The 22,936-nt window shown below is 52.7% G+C and carries 11 protein-coding genes, 1 tRNA gene and 1 pseudogene; 8 read left to right on the top strand and 5 right to left on the bottom strand.

What is annotated here, in order from left to right; translation table 11 throughout:
• Positions 1–224 precede the first annotated feature (224 nt).
• Entirely contained in the window at positions 225–1,925 is a 1,701-nt protein-coding gene (locus J4864_RS03510; RefSeq protein ID WP_211813597.1) for a putative transporter, read from the top strand.
• A 431-nt stretch (positions 1,926–2,356) separates the two neighbouring features.
• Here the strand turns inward: J4864_RS03510 and J4864_RS03505 are convergent, their stop codons facing one another.
• The 3 genes from J4864_RS03505 to J4864_RS03495 form a co-directional block, all read right to left on the bottom strand.
• Positions 2,357–3,463 carry a glycosyltransferase family protein gene (locus J4864_RS03505; RefSeq protein WP_211814606.1) on the bottom strand — a complete coding sequence of 369 codons (1,107 nt, stop codon included), beginning with the start codon at positions 3,461–3,463 and terminating at the stop codon, positions 2,357–2,359.
• A gap of 202 nt (positions 3,464–3,665) precedes the next feature.
• Positions 3,666–4,652 carry a glycosyltransferase family 2 protein gene (locus J4864_RS03500; protein WP_211813588.1) on the bottom strand — a complete coding sequence of 329 codons (987 nt, stop codon included), beginning with the start codon at positions 4,650–4,652 and terminating at the stop codon, positions 3,666–3,668.
• Positions 4,601–5,497: a glycosyltransferase family 2 protein gene (locus tag J4864_RS03495; RefSeq protein ID WP_211813587.1), complete on the bottom strand. Its 897-nt coding sequence runs from the start codon at positions 5,495–5,497 to the stop codon at positions 4,601–4,603. Before J4864_RS03495 ends, J4864_RS03500 begins: the two co-directional genes overlap by 52 nt.
• A gap of 57 nt (positions 5,498–5,554) precedes the next feature.
• Here J4864_RS03495 and J4864_RS03490 point away from each other — a divergent pair.
• The 5 genes and pseudogenes from J4864_RS03490 to J4864_RS03470 all read left to right on the top strand — a co-directional run bounded on the left by J4864_RS03490 (position 5,555) and on the right by J4864_RS03470 (position 17,040).
• Positions 5,555–7,059, top strand: a pseudogene (locus J4864_RS03490) (oligosaccharide flippase family protein).
• The gene (locus J4864_RS03485) at positions 7,046–8,038 is read left to right on the top strand and encodes a glycosyltransferase family 2 protein (protein WP_211813585.1); all 993 of its coding nucleotides are present in this window, start codon (positions 7,046–7,048) and stop codon (positions 8,036–8,038) included. The pseudogene J4864_RS03490 and the gene J4864_RS03485 overlap by 14 nt, the downstream one beginning before the upstream one ends.
• A gap of 877 nt (positions 8,039–8,915) precedes the next feature.
• The gene (locus J4864_RS03480) at positions 8,916–13,358 is read left to right on the top strand and encodes a choice-of-anchor J domain-containing protein (protein ID WP_211813584.1); all 4,443 of its coding nucleotides are present in this window, start codon (positions 8,916–8,918) and stop codon (positions 13,356–13,358) included.
• A gap of 188 nt (positions 13,359–13,546) precedes the next feature.
• The gene (locus J4864_RS03475; RefSeq protein ID WP_211813580.1) at positions 13,547–16,102 is read left to right on the top strand and encodes a C10 family peptidase; all 2,556 of its coding nucleotides are present in this window, start codon (positions 13,547–13,549) and stop codon (positions 16,100–16,102) included.
• 850 nt (positions 16,103–16,952) lie between these two features.
• Positions 16,953–17,040, top strand: a tRNA-Ser gene (locus J4864_RS03470).
• A gap of 414 nt (positions 17,041–17,454) precedes the next feature.
• Here the strand turns inward: J4864_RS03470 and J4864_RS03465 are convergent.
• Complete coding sequence (locus J4864_RS03465; protein ID WP_449579656.1) at positions 17,455–18,438, bottom strand: ISAon1 family transposase; 984 nt, start codon at positions 18,436–18,438, stop codon at positions 17,455–17,457.
• Position 18,439: 1 nt separating this feature from the next.
• Complete coding sequence (locus tag J4864_RS03460) at positions 18,440–18,784, bottom strand: ISAon1 family transposase N-terminal region protein (RefSeq protein ID WP_211813571.1); 345 nt, start codon at positions 18,782–18,784, stop codon at positions 18,440–18,442.
• A gap of 286 nt (positions 18,785–19,070) precedes the next feature.
• Between J4864_RS03460 and J4864_RS03455 the strand changes: the two genes are divergently transcribed.
• Together J4864_RS03455 and J4864_RS03450 are read left to right on the top strand one after the other, a co-directional pair.
• Positions 19,071–19,631: a TFIIB-type zinc ribbon-containing protein gene (locus J4864_RS03455; RefSeq protein WP_040554853.1), complete on the top strand. Its 561-nt coding sequence runs from the start codon at positions 19,071–19,073 to the stop codon at positions 19,629–19,631.
• A gap of 122 nt (positions 19,632–19,753) precedes the next feature.
• The gene (locus J4864_RS03450) at positions 19,754–22,462 is read left to right on the top strand and encodes a calcium-translocating P-type ATPase, PMCA-type (protein ID WP_211813569.1); all 2,709 of its coding nucleotides are present in this window, start codon (positions 19,754–19,756) and stop codon (positions 22,460–22,462) included.
• The last annotated feature ends 474 nt before the right edge of the window (positions 22,463–22,936 follow it).

Here is a 22,936-nt window from a genome sequence, read left to right as displayed (position 1 = left end):
TGATAAATAACTTCAGTCTTCCGTTAAAGCTATACGGAAAGCATCCACGCATTTAACGGAAGAACATGTTTTTTCCCCTGCTGTTCAAAAAATGATTGACAAAGATTGGTTTATGTGCCTTTTAATCCTTACCTTTGCAGGCAATAAGCTGTGTTCCTCCCATTGAGGGTACGCTTTCTCCGCACTTGCTAATCTTTATCTTGCAGACAATATAGTTAATACTTATGGACTGGTTAATTGACATTTTCAAAGCAGAGCAACAGGACACCGTAGCGCATATCGTGCTGCTTTATTCCATTGTGATCGCCTTAGGCGTGTACCTCGGGAAAATCAAAATCGGTGGCATCTCCCTCGGCGTTACTTTCGTGCTCTTCGTCGGCATCATTGCCGGACACATTCATTTTACGGGACCGTTGCCCGTGCTGAACTTTCTACAGGACTTCGGTCTGATTCTTTTCGTCTTCATGATCGGTCTGCAGGTCGGGCCGGGCTTCTTCGAGAGCTTCGGAAAGGGCGGACTCAAGCTGAACCTTCTCTCGACGGCGGCCATCCTGCTGAATATCCTCGTGATGTTCGCCTGCTACTTCATTTTCTTCGACACTGCCGACGACAAGAACCTGCCGATGATGGTGGGTACACTTTACGGAGCCGTGACGAACACGCCGGGTCTCGGCGCTGCCAACGAGGCATTGCACAGCGTCTTCAGGGACGGCATGAACTTCGACATCGCCTCGGGCTACGCCTGTGCCTATCCGCTCGGTGTGGTAGGCATCATCGGCGCAACCATTGCCATCCGCTACATCTGCAAGGTAGACCTCAAGGGCGAGAACGACAAGCTGCTTGCGGAAGAGGCGGAGAATCCGAATGCCAAGCCGCACATCATGTACCTGAAGGTGGCCAATGCCTATATTGCCGGCCGTAAGCTGAAGGAGATTTCAGAGTTCCTCAACCGTGACATCGTCTGCACGCGTATCATGCACGACGGCGTGATCACTGTCCCCACACGCGATACCGTCTTCGAGATGGATGATGAGATCCTCATCGTCTCTGCCGAAGCCGATGCCAAGGCCATCCAGGCCTTCATCGGCCCGGAGATCTCCGTCGACTGGCACGAGGAAGACCAGCCGCAGAAGATGATCAGCCGCCGTATCGTCATCACCAACAGTTCGATGAACGGCAAGACGCTCGGCAAGATGCACTTCAGTTCCGTGTACGGCGTGAATGTCACGCGTATCAGCCGTCAGGGCATGGATCTCTTTGCAGGGCGCAACCTCCACTTTACCGTCGGCGACCGTATCGTGGTTGTCGGTCCGGAGGAGAATGTAAACCGCGTTGCCGAAATGATGGGTAACTCGGAAAGACGGCTGAACGCACCGAACATCGCAACCATCTTCATCGGTATTCTCTTCGGTATTCTCTTCGGCAGTCTGCCGATCGCCATTCCGCAGATGCCGGTGCCCTTGAAGCTCGGTCTGGCCGGCGGCCCGCTGATCATCGCCATCCTCATCGGCCGTTTCGGCTACCGGATACACCTCGTCACCTATACCACCACCTCTGCCAACATGATGCTGCGTGAGTTCGGACTGGCGCTCTTCCTGGCATCCGTAGGCATCAAGGCCGGCGCCGGATTCTGGGAGACAGTGGTACAGGGCGACGGTCTGAAGTATGTCTACACGGGTTTCCTCATCACGATCATCCCCATCCTCATCATCGGGACGATTGCCCGCCTCAAGTACAAGTTCAATTACTTCACCATCATGGGCATGCTGGCCGGAACCTATACCGACCCCCCCGCACTGGCCTACGCCAACTCTATCTGCGCCGGCGAAGCACCTGCCATCGGCTACTCGACGGTCTATCCGCTCAGTATGTTCCTCAGGATCTTTACCGCGCAGCTGATAGTCCTCTTCTTCTGCAGGATGTAGAGAGTTTTTCCTCGTTGTTCAGAGGGGAGGCGTCAGCAGCCAATCCTGAACAGAGAAGGCTCTCCTCTGAAGTACGGCGACATTGGAAGGCTATGAAAAGAACCCTGTCAATCCTCTCAAACAGAGGCTGACAGGGTTGCTGACAGGGTTCTTTGGTGTTTGAACAACGACAAGGGAACTCCAGACCTACAATCTCAGGGCCGTACACACGGAAAGGGAACGACCGGAGGAAACCTCCGCCCCTCCTGTCCTTTTTTTCATGCTTACTGTCCGACGAATATTTTCCGAATAAGTCGGCCATTCCTCCTGCCCTCTGCTTTTTAGGGTCTCTTCCGCCACCTCTTCCGGCTGCATGGTCTGTTTCAGTCCATCAGGGAGGAAACGGCTGTCCGGCTAACGCCTTCCGCCGATCCTGTCTTCAGGAGACCGGTCTAAAGACCGTCTTGCAGCGACCGGTAAAAGGCCTCGTACTGCCCGGCCACCTTGATGTGGTCGTGGTGCTTGCAGACGTAGGCATAGCTCTGGCGGCGCAGCCGGGGGATGATTTCAAGATGATTGACGAGCCCGGTAAGCTCGGCGACACAGCTCTCGTAGGTCGGCAGGACGTTGATGATGGGGCGGAGCGTGGGTTCGTGGATGATTTCATAGTTCTCCGGCTCACCGCCGCCGATACAGATGATGCCGTGTGCCATGGCTTCGAGGGGATTCATGGACGGCGTATAGCTGTAGAGCTGGTCCATGATGGCATCAGAGCCGAGCATCGTGCGTACGTATTCGTCAAAGGGCAGGCCTGTTACAATCTGGAGGTTCAGCTTGTCAGGGTATTGTCTTTTCACGGTTTCGGCTGCCTGCAGCATAATGTCCGTCCCCTTGTAGGCCGAGCGGTCCTTGCTGATTCCGATAAAGAGGTTCAGCTTCTCCGGCGTTTCATCAGCGATGACCGGAGCTTCTCCCACGATGATCGGGAAGGGGATAAAGGTCGTCTTTTCGGGGAAACACGGTTGGTAACATCGCCAGTACTCGTAGAGACCCGTCACGATTCCGTCACATTGTTCAGCCATCAGCCGGTTCAGATGTTCTTTGTCCGTACCCGTCCAATCCTCTCTCTCGGCGATCGCCTCCTTGTTCCGGCGCAGTTCGCCTCCGATGTTGAAGTCGCTGTAACGCAGCGGCATTGTCGTCGAGCAGGTGTGTGCCCAGTAGTAATCCATTCCGAAACCACACAGGACGGCCTTCCTGTTATGCTTTTTCAGGTAACGGAAGAGCGGAAAGAGGTGTTCCGCCTTCAGTTCAAAGAACAAAGGATTGATGAACTGTACGACATCATAGCCTCGCAGACGGGGCAGCAGGGCATAAATCTTTGCCATCAGAAGCATGCCGCCGATCTTCCCCGGCCGTCTGGAAACGTTAATGTCACGTGGATAATTCTTCCAGAAGTCTCCGTTTGATACGACCGTCACCGTATGTCCCAGCTCGCGCAGACCACGTGCCAGCGTATTGTGTACATTACTGTATTCGCCTAAGAGAAGAATCTTCATGCGCTTGATAGTCCTTTCTATCCGTTCCACTGTGTCAAGTATCTTGATGATTCTCCTCTGTACTTTGGGTTTCAGTACTTTGAAGAAGTCCTCAAAATAGTCTTTATAGGTTATGCCCTCTCTGTATTTTCTGGCAAAAGTAACTTATACATTACATTCATGCAAGTTTCGCGAGGTGATTTTAGGATCAAGGATTATTCTTTTAGCCCTTGTTAAGTCTCAACGCCATCATCAGCATCTTGCGCCCGAAGGCTGAGTTCGTCATCTTCCGGAAGTACCTGTATTTGGCCGTATAGTCCTTGTCGGGCAGGGGGAAAAGCCTGCGTCGGGACAGGCGTTGCAGTACGTGGTTGAGGTGTGTCTCGTCCTTCGTCAGTGTCATCACATTATATATATGGTCCATCGTCAGCTGGGCAATCCGTCTGTCCATGGCGATGCGCTCCTTGACAGGGAGATAGTCCGCCTTTTCTTTCAGACGGTAGATCACCTGTTCGGCATCCGACAGACGGCGCATCTTCCATCGCCTGTCCGTTCTGTGGGTGATGGAATCCTTGCGGATCCGGTAATGGTAGGCCTTCCCTTCGGTGACATACAGGTTCTCCACGCGCAGCATCAGAAGGGGCGTGAACTCCTCGTCCTCGTGCAGCGTGTCTTTGGTGAAGCGGAGGTCGTGCAGGATAGCCTTCCGGAAGAGATAGGTCCAGGCACTGGCGTGCAGGTTGTGGTGTGTCATGTATTCTGTACCAGTCACCGGCCCTTCTGCCTCCGGCTGGGGGACGGAACTGGTGGAGCTTGTCGCACGGAAGAGCACCATGTCCGCCTCACGGTAACGGATGATATCAAGGCACTGTTCGTAGGTGCTTGTCAGCAGGAAGTCATCTGCATCGACGAACTGGATGAAGTTCCCCTCCGCCGTCTCTATCCCCCTGTTCCGTGCCCGGCTGAGTCCCTGGCCGGGCTGCCGCACGTAGATGATTCCGGGAGAGAGACCGATCAGCTCGTTGACAGGCGACACCTCCGATCCGTCATCCACGACGATGATCTGCCGCTCTACCTCGTTGAGGCTCAATGCCAGAATGCTCCTGACGCATTCCTGGAGCATGGCAATCGGCTCATTGTGGTAAGTGACGATGAAACTTACGAGCGGTTTCTTTTCCTTATCCTGTGTATAAACTGGTTGAGTTGGCATAAGCGTTTGATTCCTATTAAGTGGAGGACAAAAAGTTTCAGAGTTCCTTTGTAAGGCAGGACGGGCAGGACGGGGTCGGCGGGCGTCGCCTCGTAGACATCCATCTGTATGTTGAGCAGGGCCTGATAGTATTCCGGCGTCAGCTCACCCCATAGCTTGAGATGCTTGAGATGCGCTTCCAGCAGGTCGGTCAGCTCCTTTCCTCCCGCCCGTGCCGTGATTCCCCTGTCGTTCTGACAGTAGTAATACAGTCCCACGGAGGTTGTTGCCACAAGCCTTGCACGCTGCAGCAGGAGGGGATAGGTGTACGCATCCTCAAACGCCTTTCCCTCGGGAAACCGTATGTCAGCGAAGAGCTCACGGCGGTAGAGCTTGTTGCAGGCGTATGTGTGGAGGTGAGCTCCGCAGAGCCAGTAGTCACGGATGGAACCGACTACGGTGTCAGGGAAAGTCAGCAGATGCTGTTTTGTCGGATGTCCGTAATGTTCCATGACGGGATATTCCAGAATGTCATAGGTGGGATGTCCGTCAAGTACAGCCAGCAAGGCTGAATATGTACCTTCGGCAACAAAATCATCCGAGTCGACAAAGGTGATGTATTCCCCTGTGGCCACTTCTATTCCTGCGTTTCTTGCTGCCGAAAGTCCCTTGTTGGTCTGGCGGATAAGCCTGCATTCGGTTCTTCCGGCCGTCATTTCTTCCGCTATCACAGCTGAAGAATCCGTCGATCCGTCGTCAACGATGACCATTTCCATCGTCTCGCCCATCTGTTCCAGCACACTCTCCAGACAGCGCCGGAGCGTGTCTTCGATGTTATAGACGGGTATGACGATGGACAGTTTCATGCAATCATTGTTTGTTGCAAAAATAATAAAAAACTTTTATATCCGTTAGATAATACGATGAAAAAAGACACCCATACGGATGGTTATCTGCATATCCTGAAGTACATCAGCCTCTTTGGTGGTGTGCAGGGGCTCAATGTGCTGATTGGTGTAATCCGCAACAAGTTTGTTGCGATGCTGCTCGGTCCTCAGGGAGTAGGGCTCATCTCGCTGTTCAATTCCACGACAAAGCTCATCGGGGACTCCACCAACTTCGGGCTTCCGATGAGTGCGGTGCGCAATATATCAGAGGATTACGACCGGAAGGATGAAGAAAAGCTGGCAGAAGACATCGCGCTGGTCCGCTCATGGAGTCTGCTGACCGCCCTGCTGGGCATGGTTGTCTGCATCGTGTTCAGTCCGCTGATCAGCAGATACACCTTCTCATGGGACGGGCACACGCTGCATTTCATCCTTCTTTCGCCCTGCGTAGCCTTGGCGGCACTGACGGGCGGTGAGCTGGCCATCCTCAAGGGAGTACGCCGTCTGCGCTCGCTGGCAGCTCTGTCCGTGTATAATGTGCTGGGCGCATTGTTGCTGACCGTCCCGCTTTACTATTTTTTCGGCAATGCCGCCATCGTCCCTTCCTTGGTCCTGATGGCGTTGGTGCAGATGGTGCTGACGGTCGGGGTCTCCTGCCGTCTTTACCCTTTCCGTGTCTCTCTCCGCAGACCGTTCCTGGGCAGGGGTTGGGGATGATCCGGCTGGGAGCGGCGTTTGTGTTCGCCGGCATACTGGGTTCCGGTGCCGAACTCGTTATCCGCAGTTACCTCAACAATGTGGCCGAGATCGAGACCGTCGGCTTCTACAATGCCGCTTTCATGATGACGATGGTCTATGTCGGAATGGTTTTCTCCGCCATGGAAACCGACTACTTTCCCCGGCTGTCGGGGGCGAGGGGTCTGGGATTTACTTTCAACCAGATCGTCAATCGCCAGATAGAGGTGACGGTGCTGCTCGTCTCTCCCTTGCTGACGCTCTTCCTGCTGCTGCTGCCCCAGCTGGTCCGTCTTCTTTATTCCGCACGTTTCCTGCCAGCACAGGACATGGCGCAGGTGCTGGTACTCGCTATGTACATACGTGCAATACGCCTGCCGGTGGAGTACGTTCCCTTGGCAAAGGGCGACTCACGCTCCTATCTGTTTTTAGAGTCCTTGTATGATGTGTTTCTTGTCGTGCTGGTGATTGCCGGCTTCAGGCAAGGGAGGCTCTTCGGTGCAGGCGTCGGCGTGGCGGTGACCGGCTTTCTCAATCTCGTCTTTGTCTATGTCTATGCCCACCGCCGTTACCATTACCGGCTGTCTTCTTCCGTGATGTTCTATGCCGCTGGCCAGCTTTCCATCGGTCTGCTTGCGTTCCTTTGTGTCCGTTCCGGCATCGGCGGGTTGCGGTGGGGTGTCGCCGGACTGCTGTGTGTCGTGAGCACGGCGGCATCCTTCTGGGTATTGAAGTCGAAGACCGGACTGTGGGAAGCCCTGGCCGGCAGTTTGAAGAACAAGATCACCCGCCATGGCAAAGATTAGCGTACTTGTCGCCGTCTATAATACGGCACCGTTTCTGCCGCAGTGCCTTGACTCGCTGCTGTCGCAGACGCTGGAGGATATGGAGGTCATCTGCATTGATGATGCCTCTACGGACAATTCTTTGGATGTACTGCACCGCTATGCCGGACGGGATGCACGTGTCAGGGTGATAGCCCTGGATGAGAACCGCGGGCAGGCGCATGCACGGAACGTCGGTCTGTCTTGTGCCACGGGCGACTACATTACCTTCGTGGACAGCGACGACTGGCTGTCTTCGGACGCACTGGAACAGGTATGCGCGGCTTTCTGTCAGGAGGGAGTGGACTGCGTGCTGTTCCGTGTCCTTTATGTCTATGCCGACGGCAGACAGAAAGCCTATCCCATGCCCTGCTTCGAGACGATGAGCGGAGAGGAAGCCTTCCGGAAAAGTCTGACATGGGAAATCCATGGATGTTATGCCGTGCGGGGGCCGATTCACAAGGCATATCCTTATGATGATTCACAGAGAGCCTACAGCGATGACAACACCACCCGGATTCACTATTACCATTCGCGGAGGGTAGCCTGCTGCGATGGAGCTTATTATTATCGGCAGCGGCCGGCATCGGTCACACATCGGGCAAGTGTCCGGCGTTTCGATTTTCTCCTGGCCAACGAGCGTATGCGGCGGCAGCTCATAGAGATAGGAGCGTCTGATGAAATCCTGTGTTGCTACGAAACGGAACGGTGGCTCAATCTGGTGGGGGGCTATCTCTTCTATTATCTTCACCGCAGGGAACTTTCCGCAGCAGACCGCCGGAAAGGCAGGAAAATCATGCGCCATGTCTGGCAGACGGTCAACCTGAAGCAGGTACAATCCTCCCTTAAACGTAAATTCGGCTATATGCCTCTGCACTGTTCGTGGCTGCTCTTCCGCTTGCAGGAGGAGCTGTACTTCCTGCTACGTGGTTTTGCCGGGCGCAACAAGGAGACTGTGTAGCGGACGTTGCCCGCCCGTACTCTTTTGCCGGCCAGGCTGCCATTCTGTTTTATCCCGATGTCCGGTACTCCTGTTCCCAGTGCCCGGTACTCCTGTTCCCAGCGTCTGGTACTCCTGTTCCCAGTGTCCGGTATTCTTGTTCCCAATCGCCACCCCCCGCACTTTCCATTCTTCTCCATCTTCAAGGCCGGAAAAGTGTCACATACCTGTATGGTTAAAGGAGGAACAGATGTCCTCGTCTGTCCGACAGATGGTCTGTTTCGTGAACGGACGAGAGGGCCTGTCCCTGCCGAGCTGCCATCTGGACTTTTGACGCGGCCTCATATCCACGTATTCCACCTTATTATATATAGGCAGCCCCCGGCCCGGGGGGGCGCATCCCCCTGCAATCCCAAAGGTCTTGTCCTGAATCCGCATTGAGGGGAAGTCGGTAGGTTGCTGTCAATGCTGTCATGTGATGAGGTGTTGCAGGTGGCTTGCAAAGCGGCATCTGTGTGGAGTGCTGAAGATGACAGCCACTAAAAACAGAAATACAGCAGGGGATGTGACTCATCAGCGCATCTGTCCGTAGGGCATTCCACAATAGATTCAGACTTTTTGTTAAAAAACAGGAACAAGTCTGCCCCGATTTTGCAAAATGGCGTCAGGTGTCTCCTCCCCACTGCATATTCGCCCGCTCCCGGCCATCAGATAGCCTGTCTGCAGTGAATAAAAACGATATATAATTGCACCTTTTAACGAAAATGTGCATAAATAGCAGTTATTTTATAATTAAATTGTAATTTTACTTGAAACTAATTTGAAAAAACAATATATTTGTAATCGAAATCTTTCATTAGGTTTAAATAACTCTCTTTATTAATTAAACCCGTCAGATATGAGTAAAAGATTTACCAAACTAATTGCAGCTTTTGCCGCAACGATGGCTATGCTGCCCGCATCCGCACAAGTGATGCCAGTAGAAAATGTGCCTTTGGTTCCTTCCAGAATCCTGCCTGGACAAAAGTCGGCTCAACAGAAGGTTGACCCGCTGAAGGCTTTCCCGACACTGCTGGCGAAAACGTTGCCACGAGACGTCAATTCGCCGTTCAGCAGTCCGGACCTCGCTATCCGGCCCACAGCACCGAAGTATCTGGTGACGGTCAATCCTGATTTGACCATGTGGGGAAATCTTCTCACCAGCAGCTTCATGGGCATGTATTCGTTCCACCCGGTGGCAAACCTCAATTTTGAACTGCTCTCCGACTACAAGAAAGGCTATTTCAATGCCGGCAGCGGAATGATAGACGGAGTGCTTCACGGCATATACCTCGATACGAGTTATGCTCCTTATGGTATTCTCCTGCTCTCGCATTATGCATTCGACACAGAGACCTGGCAGTTGGAAGAGCAGCCCAAGAGCGTCGGAGACTACAGTCTGATCGCTACCGAAACGGCTACTGACCCGACGACGGGAGAGGTGTTCGGAGAATTCTACACCGCCGACCTGAAGAATTTTGAGTGGGGTGTCATAGACTACACCACCTTGACGCGTACCGCCATCGCTCCTGCCCAGCACACCTATGTGGCGCTGGGTATCGCCAATGACGGTTTTGCCTATGGTGTCAGCAAGGAAGGCGACTTCTACCAGATTGACCGTTCGACAGGTGCTGAGACGAAGAAAGGTTCTACGGGCATCGAGATTACCGACAGCGAGGACCGGTATTACGCACAGAGCGGCGAGTTCGACGTACGTACCAACGAGTTCTTCTGGGCTTCGACCGACAAGGACGGCAAGTTCCAGCTCTACACGGTCAACCTGACCGACGGACACGTGACACCGGTCGGCGGCTATACGGAGCCGGCGATGGTCGTGGCCCTCAACTTCCCGCCAGTGGCGACGGCCGCCGGAGCACCGGCAGCAGCCAGTGACCTCAAGGCCGACTTTGCCGGCGGTGCGTCCAGCGGAAAAGTCTCATTCAAGGCTCCTGACAAGAAGTATGACGGAAGCAGCCTGACCGGCAACGTCTCATACAAGGTGTTCGCCAACGGTAAAGAAGTGGCGGACGGGGCGGCTGAAGCTGGAAAGAAGGTTGAGGCCAATGTGACGGTCAGCGAAGGAGTCGTTAATTTCATCGTCTTCTGCAGCAATGATGCCGGCAAGGGTCCGCGCGTCAGACTGACCACCTATGTCGGTTATGACGTGCCCGATGTCGTAGGCAACCTGGCAATGGACCTTGATGAAACCGGTAAGGCGACCGTTACCTGGGAAGCACCGAAAGAAGGTCTGCACAAGGGTTACATGGGGCCTCTCACCTATGATGTCTTCCGTAATGTAGGCGAAGAAAGTACGAAGGTGGCCGAGGGTATCTCTGCAACTTCTTTCAGCGAAGTAGTCCCGAAGGGTAAGCTGTCGGCTTATTCCTATTCCGTACAGGCCATCAACGGGCCGAAGCGGAGTGCAATCGCGACCAGCGATGGAAAGATCTTCGGCAATGCACTCGAAGTGCCGTTCTTCGATGATTTCCCGACTGCCGCAAGCTTCAAGCTCTATACGGTTATCGACGTGAACGAGGACAAGAGCACATGGGGCTGGAACAGTTCCAAGGGCGGCTCTTGCGTATATCGTTACAACAAAAAGAATGATGCTGATGACTGGCTGATCTCACCGCCGATTCAGATGAAGCAGGGCAAGGCCTATAATGTATCGTTCAAGGCTGCGGCTGGGTTGAGCATGTTCCCGGAGCGTCTGGAGGTGAAGTGGGGTAATGACAAGACCGTTGAAGCAATGGAGAAGGAAATCCTTCCGGCAACGGATATTGCAAGTGTCAAGTACCAGGAATTTACCAAACGGATAGAACCGGCTGCGGACGGAAACTACTACATCGGTTTCCATGCCATTTCCAAGGCCAATGAGTTCAGACTCACCCTTGACTCTCTCTCTGTGGAAGTCGCTGCCGAAGCAAAGGCACCGGCCATGGTGGACAACCTGACGGCTGCTGCCGATCCGACAGCTGCACTGAAGGCTACGCTGAAGTTCAATGCACCGACCAAGGCTGTCGACGGCTCGGCGCTCACGGACCTCACGAAGATCGTCGTCAGCTGTGGAGAACGTGTCGTGAAGACCATCACAGCTCCGGCACCGGGTTCGGCACAGGAGGTAGTTGACGAGAATGCCGTAAACGGCGAGAACACTTATACGGTTGTCGCTTACAATGCCCACGACTTCGGTCTGAAGGCATCTGTCAAGGTCTATGTAGGACAGGATGTTCCGGTACTGGGCAAGATCAAGACGACCGACCAGACAACGGCTGTCAAGCTCGGCTGGGAGGTTCCGACAGGTGTACACAAGGGTGTCATTCTTCCGGCAGAGGTGACTTATAATATCCATAGCGTCACCGATGACGGAAAGCTGGGCGACAAGCTCGGTTCGGTCAAGGGTTCGACGGGATATACCGTCAGTGACCTGAACACCAACGAAGGCAAGCAGAAGTACCAGCACTGGGCTGTGAATGCGGAAAATGTGGCTGGTACGAGCGGATGGGCAGCCGGCGCGCTGATTGTCGGCGCACCTTATACGCTGCCGTTCCACAACAGCTTCAAGGACGGTACCGTAGAGGAGAAGTTCGTAGGTCTCGAACGCACCAGCGGCAAAACATCATGGGCGCTCACCAATGATGTGTCGTCCGACGACGATAACGGTTCGCTGATCTTCCTCCCGACAAAACCGGGTGTATCGACCATCGTCATGGGAAAGACAACCTTGCGGGGTGCGTCGAACCCGAGACTCATCTTCGACTATCGCGGCGATGGTGAGGCCAAGGAGAAGGTGGAGATGCGCTTCCAGAAGAAGAACGGAGAAGTGACGGATCCTGTATGGACCAACGCAGGCGTTGCCAACGACGGCAAGTGGAAGAACTATATTGTGAATATTCCTGCCGAACTGGCTAATGAGGAATATGTCCTGCTGCGTGTTGTCGGTATCGCCGATGAGATTTCGGAAGATGCCGTATATGTTGACAACATCAACATTGCCGACCCGTACCAGAAGGATGCAGGTGTGGAACTGACGGCACCGGAGAGCCTCAAGAAGGGACAGACGGCCAAGTTCAGCGTCAAGGTGACCAACCTCGGTCTCGACAAGTTGGAGAAAGCCAAGGTTGCCCTTACGGTCAACGACAAGGTTGTCAAAGAGGAAACCCTCGGAAAGAGCCTTTCTTTCATGCAGAATAGCGTGCTCTCTGTTGACTACAAGACGACCAGTATGGACGCTTCAGACAAGCTCAGCGTGAAGGCGACGGTTAATTTGGACGGCGATCTCGAGCCGGACAACAATGAGGCGACCGCTGATGTCTCCCTTGAGACACCAGATGTCAAGGCTCCGCAGAACCTCCGTGGAGAGAAGAGCGGTTCAGCTACTGCTGTGAAGTTGGCTTGGGATGCACCGGCAACGACGATAACCAGTGTCACTGACGACTTCGAGAGCTATGAGGCATGGGGTACCAGCTTCGGCGACTGGACAACGGTTGACAACGACCATGGACGTGCGGGAAGTCTCACTCAAGGCACACAGTATCAGCACCAGGGTGAGGAGTTCGCATTCCTCAACTGGCAGCCGTCTGACCTGTTCAAGTCTGGACAGGGGCTTGATCCGCACTCCGGCACCAAGGCTGCCGTAGCAATATATCAGATTGATGAATCGGGTAAGAATTTCGTTGATGCCGACAACTGGCTCATCAGTCCGCAGCTTTCCGGCAAGGCGCAGACTGTCAGCTTCTGGGTCAACAATCTCAAGGCTACGGACGGCAGCGGTGCAGAGAGCTTCGACGTGCTGTCTTCAACAAGCGGCAGTGATCCCGACAGCTTCGTAAAGATAGGCGAAACACATGTACAGGATGCCGCTCAGTGGACGGAAGTAAAGGTCGACGTGCCCGAGGGGACGAAGTACTTTGCCATCCATCACATTACGTCCAAAGACAAGGCTTTCATCTTCATGATTGATGATGCCAAGTTCGAGGCCGGTTCAGGGCCTGTTTCCTACAACATCTATCGTGACGGAGAGTTGATCGGAAGCACCAGCAAACTTGTCAGCGACGACCTCAAGGCACCGGACAACAAGGAGCACAAGTACTGTGTGACGGCTGTCTATGCCGACGGCTCAGAGTCTGCACCTGCGGAAATCAGTGTGGCAACAGCCATCCAGCGCATCAATGCTGACGGCGAGACGGTTTACGATGTCTACACCATCGACGGCAAGCAGATAATGAAGGGCGTTAAGAGCCTGCGTTCGTTGGCAAAGGGCGTCTATATCATCAATGGCCAGAAGACCGTTATCAAGTGATGAATAAGCACCGATTCTTATTAGAGAATTGACTACAAACGGAGTCAGAACCCATTCTGCAGGGCTCTGACTCCGTCTATGCGTTTTTATATCAACAAACCGAATCGTGCCGGCTTTGCCGGAAATCAGCTTCCGGGGAGGTGTTCCCCGACTGCCGGGAAAGGCGGGCACAATCCAAATCATTCAGTATGATGAACTTTAGAAAACGATTCTCCATAACACTGCTGCTGGCGATGGGTATGCTACTGTCGCTCTCTGCAGCACCAAGGACAAAGGCTGCCATCAAGGCGGCGGCGGAGCAGGTGTTCAGCCAGTCGCCGACACTGCGGATGACCCGTGCGCACAAGGACGACCTCAGACCGCTGCTGAAAAACAGCGCATACACCGTCATGGGCTATAAAAAAGGCGGTTTCGTCATCGTAAGTAACGACGACCTCGTGCCGGCCGTCATCGCCTATTCGAACAGTACGTTCGACAAGAATACGAAGAACGAGGGCTTCAAATGGTATCTCGCTGCTGCTGAAGAAGCGATCAACGGGATCGTGAAAAAGGGCGTGCCCCGCAAGATAGTCCCCCCCGACAAGAACAAGTATAAAGAACAGATTCCTGCCCTTGTCACGTCGCGTTGGGGACAGGAGAAGCCTTACAACGACCTCTGTCCACTGGCGACCTCCTCCGGTACCGGTAGCTGGCAGGGATATGGCGGTACGGGAAGAGCCGTGACCGGATGTGTCGCTACCGCCATGGCACAGATCATGTACTACAACGGTTATCCGCAGTGTGGTACGGGTACACACTCCGTGAATGTCAAGCAGGCTGACGGAAGCATGAAGAAAGTGACCGTCAACTATGATGAGAGTGTCTATGACTGGGGAAACATGATCGACAGCTACAAAGGAAAGTACAATACGGCACAGGGCAACGCTGTGGCAAAGCTGATGCTCGACTGTGGTGTGGCTGCCGACATGATCTATGCCACTGACGGATCGGGTACTTACACGGAAAACGCCTGTGAAGGACTCAAGCGCAACCTGGGTTATCCCGAGACGACACAGATGCTTCGGCGCGGCCGTTATAGTGAGGAGAAATGGATGGACATCATCTACAATGAACTGAACGAACGCCGTGCCATCTTCTATACAGGCGTGGATCGCGGTAACGGCGGTCATGCCTTTGTCCTTTGCGGATATGATGCCACCGGCAAGGTGTGGATCAACTGGGGATGGGAAGGTTCTTCAGACGGATACTATGACATCAGTCTTCTGAATCCCGGCTCCTTTAAGTTCTCGGAAGGGCAGGACATGATCATCGGCTTTGAAGGCATACGGGGTGAGCTGGTCGAGGATACGGTTCATGTCAGTGAACCGGGCAAACTGGCATCGCTTGTCGAGGACTCTCTTTATGAAAGAATCTCCAAACTGAAGGTGACCGGACAGATCAATTCGACGGACCTGCGTACCATCCGGCAGATTGCTGGATGCGGCGTGGACGGAACGGTGGTGCGCAGTTCGCTGACGGATCTTGACCTTGGCGATGCCGAGATTGTCGGCGGTGGCGAACTTTACCTTTCCGGTGGTGTACGCACCTCCGCAGGCAAGAAGCATGAGATACCCGAAAAGGCGTTTTATGGCTGCCGACGGCTGCACAAACTTGTCCTGCCCAAGACGACGACCGCCATTGGCGACGGGGCACTGGGAGGCATGCCGCGCCTCGAGACGGTGTCCATACCGACCGGGGAGGACTGTGATTATGTCTTCGACGGACAGGTGCTTATGACAAAGGATGCAAAAGAGATTATCTCTGTAATGCCTTATAACACCGACGGCTTTACGGTCGGGAAGGGGATAGCCAAAATTCATAACTATGGTTTCTCCGGGTGCAGCAATCTGACGAAAGTCATACTGCCGGCTACGGTCACGGACATCGGCGACGAGGCTTTCGCCGGTGCCAGCAGCCTTGCTGTAATCCGCATCTATGCCAAGAACGTACCGACATTGGGACGCAAGGTCTTTTCCGACCTCAATAGAGAGTCCGTCAAGCTGCAGGTACCTTCCGGCACAAAGATGCTCTACAAGCGCAGCGGTCAGTGGAAGGACTTTAACATCGTTGAGTTCGGCACGACCATCAAGGCACGCAACACAGTCCGGACGTATGGTAGCGAGAACCCGAAGCTCGGCTGGCAGATGAAAGGCGACTTTGTCGAGGGTCTGCCTGTGCTGACCTGTGAAGCCAAGCCTGCATCGCCGGTAGGCAAGTATGTCATCAAGGTCGGGCGCGGGACCATCACGGAAGAGCAGGTTGAGTTTGTCGACGGTTCTCTGTTTGTCCAGAAGGCTACGGCCAACCTCAGGGCGAAAGACGTGACTGTCGGGATAAAGCAGAAGCCTGTCTTCGATTACACGGTGGATGGACTGCAGAACGATGAAACGACCGTAGAACTGACCGAAGCTCCTGTCTTCACCGTCAAGGATCACGAAGGGAAGGTGGTAACCTCCTTCGATGTTGCCGGAGAGTACACGATTGAAGTCAGCGGAGGACAGTCCGAGAACTATCTCTTCAATTATTTCCCGGCGAAGCTCACCGTCAAGAATTCGTCAAATGGCATCGTAGACATCAGCCAGGATGCGGATAGTTATGAAGTCTATACATTGGACGGTGTCCGTATTGCCAAGGGAGCTGTCGACCTGAAGAACCTCCCCAAGGGGGGCTATGTCGTGAATGGGAAAAAGCGCATCGTCAAGTAGACAGGATGTGGCATAGCGACGGTTGACCCATCAGTTCTTAACGGGTAGGTCTTGAGGATTCCCTTTGATGGATTCTCGCTTAGAGGCTGTGTCTTCTGCTTTCTCCTTCATTCGTGTAGTCTGCCATGCTCTTTTCGGGGGAGAAACCAAATGTACTCGTCTAAAGGCAGGAGAACCTCAAAGACAATCCTTGAGACCAGCCTGAAACAAAGGCCATATCCGGCCCTTCTATGGGTTGGGTGTGGCTTTTTAAGTCAAGGTTGATGCGAATGACATGCTGAATATGGCTGTCCGGTAAACCCTGAGCAGCGGAGGTTCCCGTGTGTAAATTGTCTGTTGGAAGGCGAAATGCAACCCTCTGTTTCATCAGATATATTGCTTCCGCTTCTGGCAGTGCCGCACCTCTTCCACTAAAGATTGCTCCCATCCGGACAACAGATTGTATGCGTGAGATCCATCAGCGTGCCCGGTGTCTGCCATCTGTGTGCCCGTTGTTTTACCAGCCCCATGGAGGGCGCTGGTCATCAATACATCTGTGGAAATGGTCAGCCGTTTCTTCTCCTGTTGCTATAACATCTCTATGGCGAGAGCCGCATAGCCGGCTTATCGGGAAAGTTTACTGGACGGCAATATGTTCAAAAGGCCGTCTACCTGTAACCGTTAATAGGACTGTCTGAAGCATATAGGTCTATAGAAGAAGGGACTTTGGTTGTTGGGCGGTGACTCCTTCTTCCCCGAAACTTTAAATAATCATAAAAAGGCGTATGATAGTATCTTCATAGGAAATAAAGTATTACCTTTGCACTCCGAAATAACATCTGTCTCTCTTGTAGGGGACAGGGAGGAACCGGGAAAGATGCTCGAGTGGTTGAAGAGGCACGCCTGGAAAGCGTGTAAACGCCTAAAGCGTTTCGGGGGTTCGAATCCCCCTCTTTCCGCAGTATCAGGCTTTTATAATTTTTTATCGGCTAAGAACGTTTAGCTATGACGGCACGGTTCTTTCTGGAATCATACGCTTATATTCAAGGTTGCATGCAAATAACCTGCAAATAAGCCCATTCTCTTGTGGCGGTATTTCTTTATCCTGATGCTTGTGCTTGTAGAAGGACAAGGCCATTTCCTTTGGGGGTTCAGTCATACATAAACGGACGGAAACACTGCTTCCAGTGAACCGTTGTTAACGACGTTTTCGCCGTCGGCTTCAGTCATACACAAAGGAATGGAGTACTGCTTCCCCCTTGGAGTCATTGTATTGCCCAGCCAATGGAGTGCAGGGGGATGGCTTATGTAGAGGTTCACGGGTCTGGGCAGAAGACGGGTCAGTCCTAAAACCCAGTTGCAAGCCTATACTCTTAAGCACACAATTTCATAAGCCTATATAAAAAGAAAGGAATATCTGTAACTCCTCTGAACTGTGCCCTGAATGCCTTAACCTTAGCATTGAATGACTCGGCATTTGCATTCGTAGCTCTGTTTACAAAGAAATTGAGTATGGTTTGATAATGATTTTCAAACGTGTCAATCACTGTGTAGAAATTGTCCACTCCCAGCTCTTCAACCTCATTAAACCATTTTGCCAGCTTCAGCCTTGCAGCATCCTTGATGCTCTTGATGTTATAAATGTCGGTAAGTTTCATAGCCAAATCATATGCCTTTTTCAGTGTCGGATAATGTTCAAAGATGATTTCCGCCCTACCTTTCTGTGTTTCAGTCCACTTGGTCTTGTGCTTGGTCAATATGAACTTTGCTCTGGCGAGCAACTGCTTGCGCGTGTCACCATTGCTGTATCTAAATGGTATATATTCCTTACCCTTACTTTTAGCTTCTTTTATCTCCTCATTCTCTTTATCTCTTGCCATCCATCGGTAAGCAATACGCATGTCATCCAGAGCATCATAATATAGTTTCTGCACATGAAATCTGTCATTGGTAATAAGTGCTTTTGGAAAAACAGAGCGGGCTATGCGCATCATAGAAGATGATAAATCGAGTGTTATCTCCTTGACTGTCTTTCGTTTAGAAAGGTTTATCGTCTTGAGAACCTGGATGACGTCCTCTGCCTTGGTCCCTTTAACCACAGCTACCAAAGTCCCTTTTCTGCCCTTTCCCGCCTTGTTGGTCAGAAAAGTATAAACCTCGCCACTGCTTAGACAGGTCTCATCAATACTTAGGTTCTCACCTATGTTATCTTCAAACAATAGCCAGTCTTGAGCATGCCCCAACTGGTCCCAGCTACGATAATCACTGAAATGTTCCTTGTACTGTGTGGATAACTGCTTGCCATTTACGCCATAGTGCGCACCGATGCTTGCGATGCTCTCTGCAGTGGACTCAATTCTATTCTTTTAAAAAAGAAACGAACTCGGGGGATAGTTTACTGCCCTCGGCCGTCAAGTCATCATATGAATAAGTAAATATCTCTCCGTTGGAACTGTCACGCCACTTGCGACGGCGAACATGGAGATAGACGGCTTTGCCACGAAGAGGAAAGTCCTGAATTACACGCTCGCTGGTAAAACCATAACTGCTTACAGTGCCTAGCTTATGGTCTGACTTTTCCATAAAGTTACGCTCGTCAAGCCAAAAGTCAAACTGGGAAACACTCTCTTGAATATCGACAACATCAAAGTAGTCGGCAAGTACATCTGGAAAGATGCAACGTAATAGTTGGTCACTCTTCATGATGCAAAGGTAATAAATACTTATGGAATTATGTGCTTAAGAGTATAGGCTTGCAACTGGGTTTTAGGACTGACCCCAGAAGACCGTTGCAGTCTGGTCGGTTCTTGAACAGGTCTTGAGCAGATGCCGGACGGTGAAGATGGCCGTACCTGTAGAAAGGAGATTGTAGCTTTTAGCGCCTGCCTGTATTCTTGAAAAGTTCTCTTGGCCGAGAGGGAGGTACGCTTGCAATAATCTTTTTATTCCTGCATTCATCTCAACTATTTTTTATAATTTTGCCCCTCGTATGAGGTACACTGTCAAATGTAGCAAATGTGGCCGCGACTTTGTGGCTGAGACTGAGAAATATGGGACGATGAAGTATCGCTGTCCTTATTGCGGGAATGTGCTGAATTGCAGGTTCGATGCGCCGGAGCCGCTGCGTGTGCATGCCCGATCGGTCGTTCCGCTGGCTGTTGCCACCCCCGTTGCTGTGAAGAAAGCTGGATCGCTCCCTACGGTCTCGTCCCGTCTTGTCAGTTCGCCTTCGAAGGAGAAACTCGCCGAGATGCGTTCCAGGCTGGCTGAGGCTTCCCATCGTGCATTGCATGCTTCTATCCAGGCCGGTGAGACGTTGAAGAATGCCACCGAGACAACCAGCCGGTTTGTGAGCCGCTCGTCTTCATGGCTTCGCCGTTTTCAGGAGAAATATGCCGACGGCGACCTCTGGATATTCTTCGGTTTCAGCCTTCTCTTCATCCTTCTCGTCTTCGTCGGTCTCTTTGTCTGTGCAGAAGTCGTCAAGTTGCTTGCTGAAGGACATTCCTGGCTGTTCAAGAATTACATAGAGGTGAAGAATGCACTGTAGGGAGATGCCTTTTGCATCTCTTTCAGAGCATCGTGCGTGAGAGGAATGTCCATGGCAGTCCGCCTATTCCCATCGGTACCTCTTTCTGCTCGGCATCGTTCTCCGCACAAAGACAAAACATTATGAATCAGAAAAAGATATATACAGGACTTAACGACCGTGAGGTTGCTGACAGCCGCCGGAAATATGGCGAAAACCTCCTTACCCCACCTCGACAGACACCCCTTTGGCTGCGTTTCCTGCGGAAGTTCAAGGATCCGCTTGTCATCATCCTGATCGTTGCGGGATTCTTCTCAATCTGTATTTCCTTTTACGAGCACTATGGGCTGGACGAAGGGGCCGAGGTGTTCTTCGAGCCTGTGGGTATTTTTGTTGCCATCTTTCTGGCGACAGGGATGGCTTTCTTCTTTGAAGAGAAAGCCAACAGGGCATTTGCTGTCCTCAACCAGGTGGACGACGATGAACCTGTGGAGGTGATACGCAATGGCAACACGACGAAGATTGCCAAGCGGAATGTTGTCGTGGGGGATGTCGTCCTGCTGAATACCGGAGCGGAAGTGCCGGCCGACGGCGTACTGCTTGAGGCAACGGCTCTCCATGTTGACGAGTCGTCGCTGACCGGTGAGCCTGTCTGCCGCAAGAGCACACACAGGGAGGACTTCGACAAGGAGGCCACGTTCCCGACGGATCATGTGCTGCGTGGCACGAAGGTCATGGAGGGACATGGCGTTTTCCGTGTGGAGAAGGTCGGAGACAGTACTGAGAACGGAAAGGTTTTCGTGGCTTCACAGATTGACAACAGTGTGAAGACGCCCCTCACCGAGCAGCTTGAACGTCTCGGTCGGCTTGTCACCCGGGCGAGCTATGCCATTGCCGCCGTCATTCTCATCGCACGTCTGGCGATGTTCTTTCTCAGTTGTGATTTCAGCTGGATTCATTTCCTGCAATACCTTCTCGACTCAGTCATGATCTGCGTGACGCTCATCGTCGTGGCCGTACCAGAGGGTTTGCCTATGGCGGTGACGCTTTCGCTGGCTTACTCCATGCGCCGCATGCTCAAGACCAGCAACCTTGTCCGCAAGATGCACGCCTGCGAGACGATGGGGGCGACGACGGTTATCTGTACAGACAAGACGGGGACACTGACACAGAACCAGATGCGGGTACATGAAATGGAAATCGACTGCACTACTGCCGAACATCAGGCACTGGCATGGGAAGGAATTGCCGTCAATTCGACGGCTTCTCTCGATTTCTCTGATCCCCGGCATCCGACAGTTCTTGGGAATCCTACCGAAGGCGCACTCCTGCTGTGGCTGCACGATCAGGGCTGTGATTACCGTCAGTTGCGTGCGGATGCCGAGGTCATTGACGAACTGCCTTTTTCTACAGAACGCAAGTGCATGGGCACGCTTGTGCGCTCGGCCCGGCTGCCGGGAAAGACCATCCTGTATATAAAAGGAGCGACGGACATCATCCGGCACGATTGCACCTCCGTAATGGGTAACCGTTCCTGGGATGAGATCGGCGCCCGGCTGCTTGCATGGCAGAACCAGGCGATGCGTACATTGGGCTTTGCCTGTATGATCCTTCCCGAAGATTCCGGCATCAGCATGCAGGAGGGAGCCATCAGCAAGATTCTCGACTCCCTGAAAGAACGGCAATGCGGACTGGTCTTCCAAGGTATTGTAGCCATTGCCGATCCTGTTCGCAAGGAAGTGCCGGCTGCTGTTCGTGAGTGTCTTGATGCCGGAATCGACGTGAAGATTGTCACGGGCGACACGCCGGGGACCGCCAAAGAGATAGGTCGACAGGTGGGGTTATGGACAGAGAAGGATAATGACAGCAGTGTCATTACCGGTCCCGAGTTCGAGGCACTCAGCGATGACAAGCTTGCCAGACGTGTCGGCAGTCTGAAAATCATAGCCCGTGCACGTCCGATGGACAAGCGGCGGCTGGTCGAGGCTCTGCAGGCGCAGAATGAGGTCGTGGCTGTTACGGGTGACGGAACCAATGATGCGCCGGCTCTGAAGGCGGCCCATGTAGGTCTGTCGATGGGCGACGGGACAAGCGTTGCCAAGGAAGCGTCCGACATTACCATTATCGACAATTCTTTCCGTTCCATCGGAAGAGCGGTGATGTGGGGACGTTCACTCTATCAGAACATACAGCGTTTTATCCTTTTCCAGATGACTGTGAATGTCGCAGCCTGTCTCATCGTGCTGGCGGGTGCGCTGATCGGGACGCAGAGTCCGCTCACGGTAACTCAGATGCTGTGGGTGAATCTTATTATGGATACCTTTGCGGCCATAGCCCTTGCCTCGCTCCCGCCGTCGGAGTCGGTCATGCGCGACAAGCCCCGTGACCGTCATGCGTTTATCATCACACCGTCTATGAACCGGCAGATCATCGGAGTGGGGGGGCTCTTCTTTGCCCTGCTGTTGGGTCTGCTCTATCTGTTGGAATACGCATCTGTCAGTTCGATGTCTGATCTGCTGGCGTGGCATGGCGGTGGAAAGCGTGAACTGACGAATCATGAGCTGAGCCTGTTCTTCACTGTCTTCGTGATGCTGCAGTTCTGGAACATGTTTAATGCACGTGCCTTTGCAACGGGGCGCAGTGCTTTCCACTTCAAAGGTTGCGGCGGTTTTGGTATGATCGCCCTGATGGTCTTCGTCGGGCAGGTTTTCATTGTGCAGTTCGGTGGCAGGATGTTCAATGTCACACCCCTCAGTCTGGCAGACTGGTTTGCCATCATTGCTTCTACCTCGTTTGTCCTGTGGATCGGCGAACTGGTCCGGCTGCTTTGCAGGAAGAGACGGAGTCTCTGACAGTAGGAAGGGGAATGTAAAATAAGTTTTCCAGAAGTGTGCAGGCAGTCCTTGTAAAGCTCCATAAGGAGATTTCCCCATAATTATATAGAGGAAGTCCCTCTCCCTTCCTTCCCCGCATCAGAGAGACGCTTCATCTTCTTTCTTTGTAACATAAAAACAGCCATATCGAAGCGGTTCATGCTTCGATATGGCTGTTTGGGTTTATGTCCGTTCGTAAATCAAGAGACCCGTAAACCTCCCTCACAAAGCGACTTTAATATATACGGAATCTTCTGTAAAACTCTATTTGTTTCAAACCGTATATTTGATAATCAACAAGTTACATTTTCCGGGAATCTCATGTAAGGGAGTTTTGCAGAGGTTTCATACAGCTTATGGATGACCGATACGGATTCTTTTGCGTGAACAGAGTTTTGCTGAGGTGTCCAATTGCAGCTTTCTGGTACTTGTATTGCTCCTTAGAGAGACTCG

Source organism: Prevotella multiformis (genome assembly GCF_018127985.1).
Lineage (GTDB): Bacteria > Bacteroidota > Bacteroidia > Bacteroidales > Bacteroidaceae > Prevotella > Prevotella multiformis.
This window is presented reverse-complemented; position numbering and strand designations above follow the sequence as displayed.